General features: G+C 71.4%; 14 protein-coding genes and 1 pseudogene. 5 read left to right on the top strand and 10 right to left on the bottom strand.

Annotated features, from left to right (window positions below; all coding sequences use genetic code 11):
- Positions 1–18 precede the first annotated feature (18 nt).
- From FB157_RS32800 to FB157_RS32790, 3 genes are all read right to left on the bottom strand, one after another.
- A complete protein-coding gene (locus FB157_RS32800; protein ID WP_261386686.1) occupies positions 19–1,296 on the bottom strand; it encodes an FAD-dependent oxidoreductase in 1,278 nt (425 codons plus the stop codon).
- 200 nt (positions 1,297–1,496) lie between these two features.
- On the bottom strand, positions 1,497–2,423 hold the full coding sequence (locus FB157_RS32795) for a hypothetical protein (RefSeq protein WP_145884295.1): 927 nt from the start codon (positions 2,421–2,423) through the stop codon (positions 1,497–1,499).
- Positions 2,424–2,528: 105 nt separating this feature from the next.
- Positions 2,529–2,954, bottom strand: a complete 426-nt coding sequence (locus FB157_RS32790) for a hypothetical protein (protein ID WP_145884294.1) — start codon at positions 2,952–2,954, stop codon at positions 2,529–2,531.
- A 270-nt stretch (positions 2,955–3,224) separates the two neighbouring features.
- Here FB157_RS32790 and rox point away from each other — a divergent pair, with 270 nt between their 5' ends.
- On the top strand, positions 3,225–4,652 hold the full coding sequence (gene rox / locus FB157_RS32785; protein ID WP_145884293.1) for a rifampin monooxygenase: 1,428 nt from the start codon (positions 3,225–3,227) through the stop codon (positions 4,650–4,652).
- Between the two features lie 20 nt (positions 4,653–4,672).
- On the opposite strand, the gene FB157_RS32780 is transcribed toward rox, so the two are convergent.
- From FB157_RS32780 to FB157_RS32750, 6 genes are all read right to left on the bottom strand, one after another.
- Entirely contained in the window at positions 4,673–5,821 is a 1,149-nt protein-coding gene (locus FB157_RS32780; protein WP_145884292.1) for a permease, read from the bottom strand.
- Positions 5,822–5,878: 57 nt separating this feature from the next.
- On the bottom strand, positions 5,879–7,138 hold the full coding sequence (locus FB157_RS32775; RefSeq protein WP_145884291.1) for an MFS transporter: 1,260 nt from the start codon (positions 7,136–7,138) through the stop codon (positions 5,879–5,881).
- Positions 7,135–8,217, bottom strand: coding sequence for a PLP-dependent cysteine synthase family protein (locus tag FB157_RS32770; RefSeq protein ID WP_145884290.1), 1,083 nt, complete (start codon positions 8,215–8,217; stop codon positions 7,135–7,137). Before FB157_RS32770 ends, FB157_RS32775 begins: the two co-directional genes overlap by 4 nt.
- A gap of 115 nt (positions 8,218–8,332) precedes the next feature.
- On the bottom strand, positions 8,333–8,770 hold the full coding sequence (locus FB157_RS32765; RefSeq protein WP_145884289.1) for a hypothetical protein: 438 nt from the start codon (positions 8,768–8,770) through the stop codon (positions 8,333–8,335).
- A 27-nt stretch (positions 8,771–8,797) separates the two neighbouring features.
- Positions 8,798–10,051 carry a hypothetical protein gene (locus tag FB157_RS32760; protein ID WP_261386685.1) on the bottom strand — a complete coding sequence of 418 codons (1,254 nt, stop codon included), beginning with the start codon at positions 10,049–10,051 and terminating at the stop codon, positions 8,798–8,800.
- 784 nt (positions 10,052–10,835) lie between these two features.
- Entirely contained in the window at positions 10,836–11,414 is a 579-nt protein-coding gene (locus FB157_RS32750; protein WP_145884288.1) for a TetR/AcrR family transcriptional regulator, read from the bottom strand.
- Between the two features lie 92 nt (positions 11,415–11,506).
- On the opposite strand from FB157_RS32750, the gene FB157_RS32745 reads away from it, so the two are divergent.
- The 3 genes from FB157_RS32745 to FB157_RS32740 all read left to right on the top strand — a co-directional run bounded on the left by FB157_RS32745 (position 11,507) and on the right by FB157_RS32740 (position 13,475).
- Positions 11,507–11,953 carry a DUF1772 domain-containing protein gene (locus FB157_RS32745; protein WP_145884287.1) on the top strand — a complete coding sequence of 149 codons (447 nt, stop codon included), beginning with the start codon at positions 11,507–11,509 and terminating at the stop codon, positions 11,951–11,953.
- Between the two features lie 71 nt (positions 11,954–12,024).
- Positions 12,025–12,183 (top strand): hypothetical protein, encoded by a 159-nt coding sequence (locus tag FB157_RS47625; RefSeq protein ID WP_186581791.1) that lies wholly within the window; start codon positions 12,025–12,027, stop codon positions 12,181–12,183.
- 347 nt (positions 12,184–12,530) lie between these two features.
- Complete coding sequence (locus tag FB157_RS32740) at positions 12,531–13,475, top strand: methylenetetrahydrofolate reductase (protein ID WP_145884286.1); 945 nt, start codon at positions 12,531–12,533, stop codon at positions 13,473–13,475.
- Positions 13,476–13,523: 48 nt separating this feature from the next.
- Here FB157_RS32740 and FB157_RS32735 read toward each other — a convergent pair.
- Positions 13,524–13,700: pseudogene (locus FB157_RS32735) on the bottom strand (IS256 family transposase); the annotation flags it as partial.
- A gap of 320 nt (positions 13,701–14,020) precedes the next feature.
- On the opposite strand from FB157_RS32735, the gene FB157_RS32725 reads away from it, so the two are divergent.
- Positions 14,021–14,584, top strand: a complete 564-nt coding sequence (locus FB157_RS32725; RefSeq protein WP_145884285.1) for a hypothetical protein — start codon at positions 14,021–14,023, stop codon at positions 14,582–14,584.
- Positions 14,585–15,096: the final 512 nt, after the last annotated feature.

Raw genomic sequence — 15,096 nt, 5'->3', positions numbered from 1 at the left:
GACCCGACCGGTCGTGCTTCAGCGTGTCGTCGTCAGCCGTGCGGCGTGCCGGGCGATGCGGGTGGCCGCGAACTCCGTGCCGGCCACGAAGCGCATCATCGGACCGAACATCGGGGCGGCGAGCGATCCGGTGAAGTACAGGCCGGGCACCGAGGATTCGAACGTCCCGGTCAGGGCGGGGGCCTTCGAGCCGGGCACGCACGCCACCGCGCCGCGTACGGCGGGTGACAGGAAGGGTATGACGTCCAGGTCGAGGCGATAGCCGGTGGCTGCGAGTACGTGGTCGACGGCGAGCGTGACGGCCCGGCCGTCCGGCTCCGCGAGTTCCAGATGCGCGGCGGAGCCGGCCGCCGTGGCGCGAGTGACGCGGCACGACGTGCGCACCGGCACGACACCCTCGACCCTGTCCCGCAGCCACCAGCCCCCCGACGGGCCCAGCGCACGCCGGAACAACAGCAGCCGCGCCTGCGAAGGGAGCAACCGCACCCCGCCCGGAGCCTTGCAGACCGCGGCCAGGACCCAGCCCGTGCCCAGTGGCGAGGCGGGCTTGGCCACTCGCTGGGTCCAGGGCCGGCCCAGATCCGGTGTCATGCCCCACAGCACGCGCTGCTCCCGGACCAACACCTGCACCTCCGCACCTGCCTCGTGCAGCAGCGCGGCGCTCTCCAGCGCGGACTGGCCGCCGCCGACGACGGCGACGCGCTGACCGGCGTACCGCGACAGGTCGGTGTGGTGGCTGGTGTGCGACACCAGGGCTCCGATGCCGGGGCCTTCGGGAGCCAGGCGCCGCAACTCGTCCGGGACGTGGGCGAGCCCGTTCAGACCGGTGGCCACGACGACGGCCGCGGCGGCGAGTTCGCGGCCGTCGTCCAGCCGAACGCCGAACCCGGTCGCCGCCTTGTCGACGGCCACCACGCGCGCGGGATCGACGTCACCGACGTACCGCTTCTGGAACCACTGCCCGTAGCGTACGAACACCTCGCACGGGATGGGCGTCAGCTCGGTCAGCTCCGGCTCGCCGTGCAGCCGCCGGAAGTCCGCGAGCCGCCCTCCGGGCCCGGGCGCGGACAGGTCCGTGGCCGCCGGTGTGGATTTCAGGAACATGCCGGTCGCCATCGCGTGGCGCCAACTGCCCATCACGTCGCCGAAGACGCGCACGGGTACGCCGACGGCCCGCAGGTGCGCGGCGACCGAGAGTCCGTACGGCCCGGCGCCGACCACGACGACCGGTGTCGCCGCCCTCCCCGCCGACGTCTGGGCATGGGTGTGGTGCTGTTCCGGAAGCGACTGTGTCACGCATCCCCCTGGTGGTCGACCCGCCCCCACTCCGCCGCCCAGTCTTACCCAAGCACCGGCATAGCGATGCGATATGGGGCATACATTGCTGAAATGTGGTCCAACCGTTGGCAGTTGACGGTCCGCGACCGCGCCGCACAGGCGAAGGCCGGCCCGCCGGCACCCCCGAGGGAGGCGTCGGCGGGCGACGTGCCGAGGGGTCAGCCCACGCGCAGTGTGAGGGCGGCCGTGTGGAGCTTGCCCCCGGTCCGGAACTGCAGGAAGAGCCGCCAGTTGCCCGCGGTGGGCAGTTCGGCGTGGAAGGACAGGGTCGGGCCACCGTGGTCGCCGTCGACCTTCGTGGTGGGGTGGAGGTGGGCGAACGCGGCGTCGCCCTCGTGGAAGGCGGTCAGGTGGGCGTAGGTGTCCAGGTAGGGCTGGAGGTCGGTGACGGGCTTGCCGTCCTTGGTGATCCGTACGGTCAGCGGGTGCGCCATGCCGGCCATGGGCTCGCCTGCCACGGTGACCCTGTATCCGTCGGCCGTCGTGCTGTCGGTCGCGGCGGGCAGCCGGGTCCGGGTGGCCGGGCCCGGGACCTTCGCCGTCCGGCTCAGCACGAAGTCCTTGCCCTTGCCGCTCCCGCTGTCCGGCGTGAAGGAGGCGAACATGCGCCATGAGCCGGACGTGAGGGAGGAGAGGCCGGCCGTCCAGGTGCCGTCCGGGGCCATCGTCGGGTGGATGTGCTGGAACCCGGTCAGGTCGGAGCGGATGGCGTAGAAGTGCATCCGCTTGGTCTGGTCGCGGGCGAAGCCGGTCACCGGCTTGCCGTCCGGGCCGGTGACCGCGAAGCGGTACGGGGTCTGCTTCCCGGCGGTCAGGGTGGTGTCGGAGCTGGTGAGGCGGTAACCGTCCGCGGCGTCGGCCAGGCCGTTGCCGGCGGTCCCGTGCTCCATGCCGGGCATGCCGTTCATCGAGGTGCCGGCTCCGGCCGCGGAGGTCGCGGACGGCTTGGCGCTGTGGTGCATGCCGGGCATGGCGGAGTCGTCGGAGGACCCGCAGGCGGCCAGCGTCAGGGCGAGGGCGGCTGCGGTGCCGGCGGCCGCGAGGGCACGCCGGCGACGGACGGTGGAACGGGTGGAAGCGAACATCGCTGGGGTGTCTTTCCGGGTGGCGCACCACGCCGGGTGGCGCGCGGGGCGATCAGGACGCTGCGGCCGGGCAGCCCGGAAAGGGACTGGTCCGGCGCGGTCCTGTCACGTCCGCGCGACGCACATCTGAAGGAGGAGGCCACGTCCGCCCGGTGGCCCGCGCCGCCCGGTCCCGCCGGGACGCCATGCGCGGTGCACGGCCCAGGCCGCCAGTGCGGCGAGTGCGAAGAGGGCGGTGAACGGCACCACGGGCAGCGGGATGCGCTGCTCGGCGGGGGTGGCGACGCACAGCTTCCCGTGCGCGGTCATGTCCTCCGGGGCCCGCAGTGTGCCGGACCGGGTCCGTACGGGCTCCGCCGATGCCGTCGCGGACTCGTGGCCGCCGTGCATGAGGACGGCCGGACCCGTCCGACCGTGACAGCCGTCGACGGCCGCGGCGGGGGAGCCGTGCATGAGGAACAGGCCGAGCAGGATCGCGCACGACGTCAGCAGCCGGGTGATGCCCGGCCTGCGGGTGCGTGCGCCGCCCATGATGACCTGTCCTCCCTCCAGCCGTCGCGGACCACCGGGACGTGGTCGGCGCTACGACAATACCTGGTGGGGGTACCCGAGAGGAAAAGGGCCGGACGGAAAAGACCGGAAGACATGAAGAAAGGCGACGGCATGAAGAAAGGCAAGGGGGCTCGACCACTCCTTGCCACTCTCAACGTATAGCGCACCGGGGGGCTTGCGGCAAGGCCCCCGTCGTGCCGCAGAATCACCGGCCGAAGCCACAACCTGCGGAAATACATGGGGGCAGTGATGATCGACGTGATCGTCGTCGGCGGAGGACCGACCGGCTTGATGCTGGCCGGCGAGCTGCGGCTGCACGGCGTGCACGTGGTCGTGCTGGAGAAGCTGACCGAGCCGACCGAGCAGTCCCGCGGGCAGGGCCTGCACGCGCGCAGCGTCGAGATGATGGACCAGCGCGGCCTGCTGGACCGGTTCCTGGCGGTCAGCGAGAAGTTCCAGGTCGGCGGCCTCTTCGGCGGCATCGCCAAGCCGTGGCCGGACCGGTTGGACACGGCTCACCCGTACGGCGTGGCCACCCCGCAGCCGGTCACGGAGCGGATCCTCGAGGAGCGTGCCCTCGAACTCGGCACCGAGATCCGGCGCGGCTGCGAAGTGGTCGGGCTGAGCCAGGACGGGGACGGGGTGGCCGTCGAGCTGGCGGACGGTACGCAGCTGCGCTCGCGCTACCTCGTCGGGTGCGACGGCGGCCGCAGCACGGTGCGCAAGCGGCTCGGCGTCGGATTCCCGGGCGAGCCCGCCAAGGTCGAGACGCTGCTGGGTGAGATGGAGGTGACCGAGGACCCGGCGACTATCGCGGCCGTGGTCGAGGAGGTCCGCAGGACTCAGCTGCGATTCGGTCTCAGCCCCAGCGGGGACCGGGTGTACCGCGTCGTCGTGCCGGCCGACGGCGTGGCCGAGGACCGTGCGACCGCGCCGACGCTCGAGGAGTTCAGGCAGCAGCTGCGTGCCTTCGCGGGCACCGACTTCGGTGTGCACTCGCCGCGCTGGCTGTCCCGGTTCGGCGATGCCACCCGGCAGGCCGAGCGCTACCGGGTCGGCCGGGTGCTGCTGGCCGGCGACGCGGCGCACATCCACCCGCCGACCGGCGGGCAGGGCCTCAACCTCGGCATCCAGGACGCGTTCAACCTCGGCTGGAAACTGGCCGCCGCGGTCGACGGCTGGGCGCCGGCGGGGCTGCTGGACAGCTACCACGCCGAACGGCACCCGGTGGGCGCCGCCGTGCTGGGCAACACCCGTGCGCAGATCACCCTGTTGGGGACCGATCCGGGTGCGGCCGCGCTACGGCAGCTGTTCTCGAAGCTGATGGACTTCGAGGAGGTGAACCGGTACGTGACCGGGCTCATCACTGCGGTCGAGGTCTGTTACGACTTCGGCGAGGGGCATGAACTGCTCGGCCGGCGGATGCGGGACGTGGGGCTGAAGCGGGGGCGCCTCTACGAGCTGATGCGCGACGGCCGCGGTCTGCTGCTCGACCAGACCGGCCGGCTCTCGGTGGCGGGCTGGGCGGACCGGGTCGACCACGTCGTGGACGTCAGTGAGGAACTGGACGTGCCGGCGGTGCTGCTGCGACCGGACGGCCACGTGGCGTGGGCGGGCGAGGACCAGCAGGAACTGCTCGGCCGGCTCCCCGAGTGGTTCGGGCCCGCCGCCGGCTGAACACGCATCCCCCGCACAGGTCACGCGGCTTCCGCGTGCTCCGGTGAGCCGCCCATCATCCGGAGCATCGCGGGGCCGCCGGTACGCAGGAAACGGACGACGAAGACCGCGGCGAGCAGCAGGAACGCGATGTTCAACCAGGTCGTGTAGTCCCAGCTGACGCCTTTCGCGGGGAGTTGCGCATCGGCCTGGTCGGGGATCAGGCCGAGCCCGCCGAAGACGAACTCCACGACGTAACCGGCGACCGCCATCGCCACATAGAACGTGGCGAGGAGGAAGACCGCCGTCCGTGCCCCGTAGTACTTCCGGTAGATGTTCAGGATGGGCAGGATCACCAGGTCCGCGAAGATGAAGGCGATCACGCCGCCGAAGCTGATGCCGCCCTTCCACAGCACGACGGCCAGCGGCACGTTCCCGATCGAGCAGACGAACGCCGCGATCGCCACCACCGGGCCGATGAGCGGCCCGATCGCCTTCGCCACGGCCGGGTCGTCCGCGACGAAGAACGTGCGCCAGAACTCGTCCGGCACCCACGCGGCGATCGCCCCGGCGATGAGCAGACCCGCCACCAGGTCCCGCAGGATCGCCGCCCACTCCATGACGAAGATGTGCGACACGGAGGTGAACCCCTCGCGGGAGAACAGCCGCCGGGCGAAGCCGCCCTCGCCCTGCACGGACATGTCCATCGCCGCATGCCCCTCCATGGACCCCGCCAGCCCGCGGGCAGCCTGCTCACGTGCCTCGCGGAGCAGGCGCTCGCGCAGCAGGACACGGAAGAGGACGGCGAGCACGACGATCATCACCGGCCCCCCGACGAACTCCGCGGCGGTGAACTGCCAGCCCATCAGCAGCGCCAGGATCACGCCCAGTTCCACCACCAGGTTGGTCGAGGCGATCTCGAACGCCATCGCCGCGGTGAAGTTCGCGCCCTTGCTGAACAGCGAGCGGGCCAGCGCGACAGCCGCGTACGAACAGGAGGACGAGGCCACGCCGAGCCCCGCCGCCCGGGTGAGCGTACGGGGCCGGTCGTCCCCGAGCAGCCGTACGATCGTCGCCCGGCGCACCACCGCCTGGACCACGGCCGACAGGGCGAACCCCAGGATCAGTGCCCAGGTGATCGCCCAGGTCATCGAGCCGGCAATGGCCAGCGCGTGGCCGATCGCTTGCATGTGCGCACCTTTCGTGGCGGCGGCCTGTCTTGGTCGAGTCTGCATCGGGGTGTGGTGTCACGCATGCTGTGCCGGCAGAGGCCGCGGCAGGCGTCGCGCCAGGTGTCCGGCGCGGGCGAGGCCGCTGACGGCGGCGGCACAGGCCAGTCCGGTGCCGGTCAGGGCCGCCCAGGTGAGCCAGAACGCGTCGTGCCGTGCGGCGAAGTCCAGCAGTGTGCCCGTGACGAGGTTGCCGACGGTGATGCCCAGACCGGAGACGGTGCTGTAGAGGCCGTAGTGCGTGGCGACCAGACGGCCTCCGGACAGGGCGACGACCGTGTCCATCTCGAACGGATACGTCACCGCCGCTCCCGCCGAGAGCAGCACCACGGCCACGAACAGCGCGGCGGGCACCCCGACCGACGAGCCGTGCGGGGTGAGCGCCAGCGGGAGGAAGGCCAGTCCCATGGCGACCAGCCCCCGCACCAGCGCCTCGGCGGGCTCCCACCGCTCCTTCGCCCAGCCGGTCAGACGCAGCTGTCCCACGACGGCCACCGCGGCCGAGACCACGAAGAGACCGCTGGTCAGCGTCGTGCCGTGCGAGCCGAGAGCGTGGGCCGCGGTCAGCGGAAGGGCCAGGTAGATCTGGAAGGTCAGCACGTTCGAGCCGATCATCGCCGTGGCGAAGAGCAGGAACGGCCGGTTGGCGACGACCGTGCGCCACTGCGCGAGCACGTGGTCCCGCCCGGCGGCGCCCGGCTCGACGCGGCGGGCGGGCAGGGCCCGCCCCTGCAGCAGGGTGAGTGCGCAGAACACGGCCGCGGCCACCGCGCACACCAGGCTGAAGTCGGCGGCCAGCAGCGCGAGTCCGACCACCGGCCCGAGCAGCATGCCCGCCTGGTAGTAGACGTTGAACGTCGCGAAGGCGTCGACGCGGCGCTCACCCGCCTCGACGGCGAGACAGGCACGCACCGCCGGATTGAACAGGGCGCCGGCGAAGCCCGTGGCCGCGGAGGCGGCGACCAGGGCGGGCAGGCTGTCGACCCAGCCGAGCAGGCCGAAGCCCAGGGTGCGCAGGAGACACCCGGTCATGATCGGCGCCTTGTAGCCGAAGCGGTCGGCGAGGGTGCCGCCGATCAGGAACATGCCCTGCTGGGAGAAGTTGCGCACGCCGAGCACCAGACCGACCGCCCAGGCGGCCAGGCCCAGTCGGCCGGAGAGATGGGCGGCCAGGTAGGGCATGAGCATGTAGAAGGCGAGGTTGATGCCGAACTGGTTGGCCATCAGCAGCCTTACGGCGGGCGGGAAGGAGCGGGTCTGCCGCCACAGCTGCCTCATCGGGTGACGCCGGCCGGTCGCGGGGCGTCGCCGGTGGCGAGCGGGTCGACCACCCGGGTGCAGCGGGTCCAGCGGGTGACGGCCCGTACGCCGGGATGGGCGATCTCCTCGGGATCGTCGGCGGGAGGACGGCCGATCAGGTCGTGCGCATGGCAGTAGGCGTCGTCGTAGACCGTGCCGACGTAGCGCTGCGGGCCGTCGGGGAAGACGGCGACGATGCGCTCGCCGGCCGGCCGGGCGCGGGCCAGCCAGCGTGCGACGAGGGCGACGGCGCCGACGCTCCAGCCGCCGGTCGCGTAGTGGTCGCGGGCCAGTCGGCGGGCGGCCCACACCGCTTCCGGGGCGGCGACCCAGTGGACCTCGTCGAAGAGGCCGTAGGCGACGTTGCGCGGATGGATGCTGCTGCCCAGGCCGCGCATCAGGCGTGGCGCTGCGGGCTGCCCGAAGATCGTCGAGCCGGTCGCGTCGACGCCGACGACACGCAGCCCGGGGGAGTGACGGCGCAGCACGGAGGCGATGCCGGCCGAGTGCCCGCCGGTGCCGACGGAGACCACGAGGACGTCGACACGGCCCAGCCGGTCGGCCAGTTCACGGGCGATCGAGGCGTAGGCGGCGACGTTGTCGGGGTTGTTGTACTGGTCCGGGCACCACGCGCCGGGGTGCGCGGCCAGCAGTTCGGCGACACGGTCCCGCCGGGCCTGCTGCCAGCCGCCGGTGGGATGCGGGGCCCCGACCACCTCGACCTCGGCCCCGTGGGCGGTGAGGAGGCCGGTCATCAGGGGCTCCGTGCCGGTGTCCGTGACCACCGTGACGGGATGTCCGAAGGTGGCGCCGGCCAGGGCCAGGCCGAGGCCGAGGGTGCCGGAGGTGGACTCCACGATCCGTGCGCCGGGCCGCAGTTCTCCGCGTCCGCGGGCCGCGTGCACCATGTACAGGGCGGCGCGGTCCTTGATGCCGCCGGGGTTGTGTCCTTCGAGCTTGGCCCAGAAACCGCGTCCGGCGGCGGTGAAGGGCTCGCCGATCCACAGGACCGGGGTGTCCCCGACGAGTCCGGGGAGACTGCTGGTGGGGTCGTTCATGGCGTGCTTCTCCTGCGGCCGGGCCGCGTGCGGCCACCGGCCGTGGGTAGGGGGAGGACGGTGATCGGCGGCCACGCCCGCACCAGCGGGGGAGTCGGGCGTGGCCGAGGGGCGATCAGGTCCGCCACACGCCCAGGCGAGCCGGTGAGGGTCCCAGGGAGAAGTCGGCCGTCCCGGTGGCCGGAGGCTGCGTGGACGGCACCGGGCACGCCGGGCGGGAGACGGCCGTCGTGAGCGGCGGCGCCTCGTGGAGCGTCTGCAGGGCCCGGGCCGCGTCCCGCGGTGCCTGGATCGTCGGTTCGTCTCCGCCGCAGCAGTGTGATTCGTGGTCGTGGTCCGGGTCCGACGGCCGCAAGCCGGGATCCGCCGCGGGGGCGCCGGCCTGAGCGAGGGCCGCGCGGACGGCCGGGACGGTGTCCGACCGCGCCGAGGCCGGCGACGCGGGTCCGTGGGTGCAGGCCAGCAGGTGCATCAGGGCGGTCAGGAGCATCGCGACGGCCGCCACGGCGCGCAACGCCGAGCGGCTGCTGGGGTGATCCGGGCAGACCCTCACGGCGCAAAGAGTAATCGCAACATCACCCTAAGTTGTCTCCATGCGGGGTGTTTCGGCTCTCCGGTGCGGCACTTCCACGGCGTCCGCCTCCGACGGACGCGGCGGTCGGCTCTGTGCCCGCCGGCCGCTGCGTCCGCCCCGGGGTGAGCGCTGGGGCCACCACAGGACGTACGCGGCGGAGCCGACCGCGAAGGCGAGGCGGATGAAGCCCCGTGCCGAGTCGGAGGGGACCAGCAGGGCGCTGCCGTACAGGGAGATGAGGGCGACCCAGCTGACCCAGGGGACCAGACGGCGCTGGCCGATCGAGTCCCAGATCAGGGTGCCGAGGAGGACCGAGGCGTTGTAGTACGTGTACACGCTCGGGTCCAGGACGATCCGGGCGTCGGCGGCGAGCATCACGACCGCCGTCCAGCGGTGCCGGCGGACGGCCAGCGCGCCCAGGGCGATACCCAGGGCCATCTGGGCGGGGCGGTCCCACCAAGGGGTGGCGGCAGCGTGCACGCCGAACCAGCGCAAGGACGACGCCGGCTGGTTGGGAATGGCGAAGCGGGCCGCGGCCAGGGTCTCCATGTGGGTGAGGTAGAAGGGCAGCCAGGCCACGGCCACCAGACCGACCGCCCAGGCGGCGGAGCGCGGCCGCGCGGGGCGCGGCAGCGCCAGGAGGAGGGGCAGGAAGCCGACCGCCCAGGGTTTGGAGTCGACCGCCAGCGCCAGCAGGACACCGACCCAGGTCGTGTTGCCGCGGACCAGCGCCCGTACGGCCAGCGTGGTGAAGAACAGTGCCAGGACGTCGTCGAGATGCGCGAAACGCACCGAGACCTCGACCCACATCGGGATGAAGGCCGCCCCGGCGACCAGTACCCGCTGCTGGAGGCGCTTGTGGTTGAGCCCGGAGCCGCGGTAGTGGTCGGCGGCGGCACGGCCGACCAGTACCAGGATGTACAGGCCCAGGCCCGACATGAAGGCATCGGCGAGCTTCTCGCCCACCTCGATCGGGAACGGTTCGAACAGCGCGGCGACCAGGAAGCTGACCGGGCCGATCTGCAGCTCGGGGTGGTTGGCGTACAGCGCGAGGCCACCGCCCGGGATCTGACGGAACAGCAGTTGCTGACCGGTTCTCAGATAGTGCCAGGACACGGCCCCATGGCGCTCGGCCACGACGAACCAGACGGCCGTCCACAGGGCCAGCAGCGCGTTGTGCCACCGCACCGGGGAGCGCCCGATCCGGCCGATGCGCGCTCCGTCCCTGGATACGGCTCCCGCCGTCTCCCGGTTCCGCAACTTCCGTCCTTCCCCTCCGCCCGCCTCCGGCGGGACGGCCGAGGACCCGGGCACCGTACGGCGTCACTCCTCCAGAGGGGGCCCGGACATGGCGGGTTCCGTACGCCACGGCTTTCTCACGGTGCCTTACCAGACGCTTACTCGGCCCTCCCCGGCCTTCCCCGGGCCTCTCTCGACCGTCGCCTCGGCCATTCCCTCGGCCGTCCCCGGTTTCCCGTCTGCTGCGCTCGTCGGAAATCCGCCGAGGTTCGGCCCCCGATGTCGGATTTCCGGGCCCCGGCGGATACTGGCTGGCCCCGGCCGGTCCGACCCCGACGCGGCGTGTGGCGGTCGAGGGCGGTGCGGGAGCTCATGACCTCGCCGAGGTACAGCCGGAACTCGCCGTCACGCGGCCGGGACTCGACTTCACCCGGCCGGGACTCGCCGTCACCGGGCCGGGCGCTGGCGAGTCCGTCGGCATCCGGGTCGGTCCGCGGACCGGCGGGCCCGGTTCGCCTCGCGGGCGATCGCCCAGGCGTCCGCCACCGGACCCATGCGCCCGAGCTTGTCGGGGTTGACCACGGACCGGATGGTCTGGATCTGGCCGTCGAGCACGTCCAGCGTCCAGGTGTAATGCCTGCGCGGCAGATGGTGTACATCGCGGCTTGCGGGGCCGGTGCCCGTGGGGTGCGGGGCCCGGCGAGCTGCGGCTGCGCCGTGCGGATGCGAGTGCCGCGAAGCGTTGCCGTAGGCAGGCTGCGGCGGGGTCCGGGGTCCCCGGCCGGGTGTCCGGCGGGATGGTGTGTCAGAGCACAGCGAGTCGGTCCACGAGGAGTTGCACCCTCTGCTCGGCGTACTCCGGCGGCAGCCGTCCCGCCCGGGTCAGGGTCGCGATGCCGTGCAAGCACGCCCAGAACACCTCGGTGAACAGTCCCGGGTCGACGCCTTCCCCGGCAACCTCGCCGAGGCTCTCCATCAACGCGGCGAAGGCGTCCTTCAGCGGCTCCGGGGTGTCCTCCTGCGCGTACACCAGGCCGCCGTCGAGCTGGAACAAGGCGTCGTAGACCGCCGAGTTGCGCGCGGCGAAATCGAGATAGGCGCGCGCGAGGGCGACGACCCGGGCGCGCGGGTTGTCCGCGGCGGAGGTCGCGGCCCGCACCGCCGCGGCCATCTCGGCCGCGCCCTCCAGGGCGACGGCGCCGATGATCTCCCGCTTGCCGCGGAAGTGGCTGTAGAGGACGGGCTGGCTGTACTCGATGCGCTCCGCCAGCCGGCGCGTGGTGACCGCGTCCCAGCCCTGCTGCTCGGCGAGTTCACGGGCCGTGGCCACGATGAGGCGCTCACGGACCGCCCGTTCGCGTGCCTTGCGTTCATGTACCGACATAACTGGAATCCTAGCATCGCTAGACATGCAAGCGGCAGTAGTACTAGCGTTGCCCATATCAGCTAGCAGCGCTAGATTTCTGGAGGGGCAACATGCTCAGCGCACTCGAGGTCATCACCACCGTGGTCGTCGGCCTGATGGTGGGAGTGGAGTTCTCCGTCGCCTTCGTCATGAACCCGATCTTCAACGCCCTCCCGGAGGACAGCAACCAGCTGGCCCACGCCCACGGGGGCCGGATGCTCGGCGCCGTGATGCCGTTCTGGTACGTCGGCTCACTCGTCCTCGCCGGCATCTGGGCCGTCGCCGGACGGCACCACCACGGCACCGGCCTCGTCGTCACCGCCGCCGCGCTGCTGGTCGTCAGCGTGATCATGTCGATCCTGCTGCTCGTCCCGATCAACAACCGGAACAAGAACTGGACCCCCGACAACCGACCCGACGACTGGAAGGAGCAGATGAACCGCTGGGACCGCTACCACTACGTCCGCGTCGCCGTCATCATCGCCGCCTTCGCCCTGCTGGTCGCCGCCCTCGTCTGATCAGTCCCCACTCGACTCAGCCGGCTCCACGAAGCTCACCGAGCCGGCGAAGACTCGCAGGGAGAAGAGCAATGTCGCTGAAGAAGATCAACACCCTCCTGGCCGCCGCCTTCATCCTTTTCATCCTCGGCCTGACCGCGACACTGATGGTGGTCAACGGCCTGCTGATAATGCGCGTGACCCGCAAGGTCGCGGCCGTTCCGGCAACGCCCGCCCCGCAGCCCGCCTGACGCCACCTCGGCGCGTGTCGGTTTGCGCCTGCCATCGATCCTGCTGGCTTATTCCGTGCCCGGCGGGACTGGCGGTTCGCTGGACTGCACCCGCGTCAGCCACCTTGCCCGCCTCGACCTCTCCCTCGCCGCGTGACCGAATACGGCCTCGGGGAACAGTCGACCAGTGGATGGCGGTAGCCCGGTTCCGGTCTGGCCGTCTCGTGAATGCCTCTCCCTTGTGAGCAATTGTCAAATTCTGTGGATCTGGTCCGCGCGGCCGGACGTCAGTTGGTTCAGAACCGAGTCCCGTCTCACAGGGTGGTGTTCGCCTGCCGCATGGCGGATGAGCTGCTAACTTCCGCGTCATGGCGAACCAGAGCGACGGCACAGATCTCCGAAGCCGGGTGGCCGATGCCGACAGCGGTGTCCTGTTGTTCGGCATCACGCCGCCCCGCCTGAGCAACACTCCCGAGCGGATCCGGGAGATCACCGCAGCCACCCTGGCACGGTTGGAGTCCCTCGATGTCGACGGTCTGGCGCTGTACGACATCGACGATGAGAGCGACCGTAATCCGGCGCAGCGGCCGTTTCCGTACCTGCCGACCATCGACCCTGCCGTGTACCACGCGGACTATCTCGGCAAGTGGAACCGCCCGGTGGTCGTCTACCGGTGCGTCGGCAAGTACTCCCGGACGGAGCTTCGGACCTGGCTGCGGACGGCCGACGCCGACCGGCTGCTCGGCGTCTTCGTCGGCGCGTCCTCGAAGGGGAAGGCGGTGCGGACCGGCCTGTCCGAGGCGCAGGACCTGCGCCGCGATGTCCGCCCAGACCTGCTGCTCGGTGCCGTGGCCATCACCGAACGCCCCGAGGAGCATCTGCGGCTCGTCGCCAAGCAGGTGGCCGGATGCGCGTACTTCATCTCGCAGGTCATCTACAGCGCCGACGCGGCGAAAAGCATGGTCTCCGACTACTACTACGCCTGCCGCGAGCGGGACCTCGAACCGAGGCCCGTCCTGTTCACGCTCTCGGTGTGCGGCTCGGTGAAGACGCTGGCGTTCCTCCAATGGCTCGGCGTCGACGTCCCGCGCTGGCTGGAGAACTCCCTGCGCCATGCGGACGACACCCTGGCCGAGTCGTACCAGCACTGCTTGGCGAACGCCCGGGACCTGATCGCCTTCTGCCGCAAGCTCGGCATGCCGTTCGGCTTCCTCGTGGAGAGCGTGTCCATCCGCAAGGTCGAGATCGACGCCTCGGTCGCCCTGGCCCACGAGCTCAGCAAGCTGCTCGGACGAGGTACACCCTCGGTGTGAAGCCGGGCGTGAACGTGCGGCTGTCGAATCCCGCGATCGGGACGCGGCTCAGGCCGCGCTGGCGTCCTCCCGTTCGACGAGGACGCCACGCTTGAAGCGGGCTCCGGCTCGCACGAGGGCGACCAGGTGCGGCGCATTGACCGCGCGCCAGCGTTCCTGGGCGGACTCGATCAGCTTGAACGTCATCGCCAGAGCGGCCGACCGCGACCCGGCGCCGCGGACCACGTCGAGCACCACCCCTGCCCGCGCTGCCGGACCTGAACCGGCTCGCCGCGCCGCTCGCGATCCGGCGAGGTCACCGGAACCTGTCACACCAGCCGCTTCACCAAGGTGCCCCGGCCCGCCCGGCTCCTACACGTGCCCACTCCTGCCGACCGCGGACCCGGCCGGCCCTGGCACCCCGGCACCGCGGCGTATTCGCGGCCGAGCCCAGACGGGGCTTGCACTGAGTGATGCGCGCGAGCTCTGTGGTACCCCGCAGTCTGCTGGTCGGCGATTGGCATGATGGGCGGCGGCAAGTCTCAGGTGTCTCCAGAGGAGCGACTATGGCGTTCAGGACCGGAGCCGCCGAACGGGACGATTGGTCCTATTCACCGGCTGTCGGCGTCGGACCGCTCCGGTTCGGTATGACTGTCGACGAAGTGGTCGAGGCCGCCGAGACAGTCGGACAGGCGAAGGTCAGCGCTTGTGCACGGGATCATGCGGTCTTCTCGCCGACTTGGAAGGTCGAAGTCCACCGTGACGGGGTGACTCCTTCTCAGCCTGCCGTCACGGCCTATGTGAGCCAGGCCGTGGGGCTGTTCTGCATCGCTGCCGACGCCGTACACGGTCCCCAGGTCGCGCACGACGGACTCCCGCTGGTCGGGAGAGACCTGTCGGAGCTGGAGAGCGACGCAATCGCGTATGCCGAGGCAACGAGCGTGCACTTTCGCTACACGCCCGAGGGCTACGCAGGACCGGACGATCCCGGGGTCGTCATGCGCGGGCAACTGGTCGGGCTGGTCCTCCGATCGCGCCCGTTGTTCATGGTGACGCGCGACGGCGCGAATACCGAATGGGACTCGATGCCCTCCGAGGAGTACCACGTCAACGGCCAGGCCACGGCCTGACGTCGTGTGACGCATGACGAGGGTGGAGGAGATACGCCCGCATACGCCAGCTCACCAGTCGAGGCACTCGGCTCGCGAAGCTGCCGCGAAGTGACAAGTGGCGGAGAGCAAGAAACTGTCAGCTGTTCCTCTGGGTGGGCAAGAGGTCAGCAGCAACAGGGGTACAGATGGCGCCGCGGCTGAGGTGGTGGTCGCGGGCCAGGCCCGGCGGCCGACTGGCCGCCCAGGTATGCCGCCCGACACGCGACGGCCCGGGCATCCGGAACTACGTGCACGTCTGGGATCCCGCGCGGCCCACCCCGCGGCGATCGAGCGTTGTGACTCCATCCTCGTGGGGCCGAAGCGCTCGCTGTCCCTGGAGGACGGCATCCGGTCCGCCCTGGACTGGATGCCGGTGCGCGACGAACTGGTGAAGGACTGAGGGCTGACACAGGGGGCGTGCGTAGACGCTCGGGCAGCAGCTTCTCCGGTGAACGGGCCGGTGGGGCGGCTCTGGGGCGACCGCCCTCGGC

The organism is Streptomyces sp. BK340 (genome assembly GCF_007827595.1).
Lineage (GTDB): Bacteria > Actinomycetota > Actinomycetes > Streptomycetales > Streptomycetaceae > Streptomyces.
The sequence above is the reverse complement of the archived record's forward strand: the minus strand, read 5'-3'. Positions and strand labels throughout refer to the sequence as shown.

Excerpts from the sequence above, each read along its gene's own strand:
- FB157_RS32750 (WP_145884288.1), bottom strand. The coding sequence starts at position 11,414 with ATGTCGGTACATGAACGCAAGGCACGCGAACGGGCGGTCCGTGAGCGC.
- FB157_RS47625 (WP_186581791.1), top strand. The coding sequence starts at position 12,025 with ATGTCGCTGAAGAAGATCAACACCCTCCTGGCCGCCGCCTTCATCCTT.
- FB157_RS32745 (WP_145884287.1), top strand. The coding sequence starts at position 11,507 with ATGCTCAGCGCACTCGAGGTCATCACCACCGTGGTCGTCGGCCTGATG.
- FB157_RS32740 (WP_145884286.1), top strand. The coding sequence starts at position 12,531 with ATGGCGAACCAGAGCGACGGCACAGATCTCCGAAGCCGGGTGGCCGAT.
- FB157_RS32775 (WP_145884291.1), bottom strand. The coding sequence starts at position 7,138 with ATGAGGCAGCTGTGGCGGCAGACCCGCTCCTTCCCGCCCGCCGTAAGG.
- FB157_RS32780 (WP_145884292.1), bottom strand. The coding sequence starts at position 5,821 with ATGCAAGCGATCGGCCACGCGCTGGCCATTGCCGGCTCGATGACCTGG.
- FB157_RS32795 (WP_145884295.1), bottom strand. The coding sequence starts at position 2,423 with ATGTTCGCTTCCACCCGTTCCACCGTCCGTCGCCGGCGTGCCCTCGCG.
- FB157_RS32770 (WP_145884290.1), bottom strand. The coding sequence starts at position 8,217 with ATGAACGACCCCACCAGCAGTCTCCCCGGACTCGTCGGGGACACCCCG.
- FB157_RS32790 (WP_145884294.1), bottom strand. The coding sequence starts at position 2,954 with ATGGGCGGCGCACGCACCCGCAGGCCGGGCATCACCCGGCTGCTGACG.
- FB157_RS32725 (WP_145884285.1), top strand. The coding sequence starts at position 14,021 with ATGGCGTTCAGGACCGGAGCCGCCGAACGGGACGATTGGTCCTATTCA.
- rox (WP_145884293.1), top strand. The coding sequence starts at position 3,225 with ATGATCGACGTGATCGTCGTCGGCGGAGGACCGACCGGCTTGATGCTG.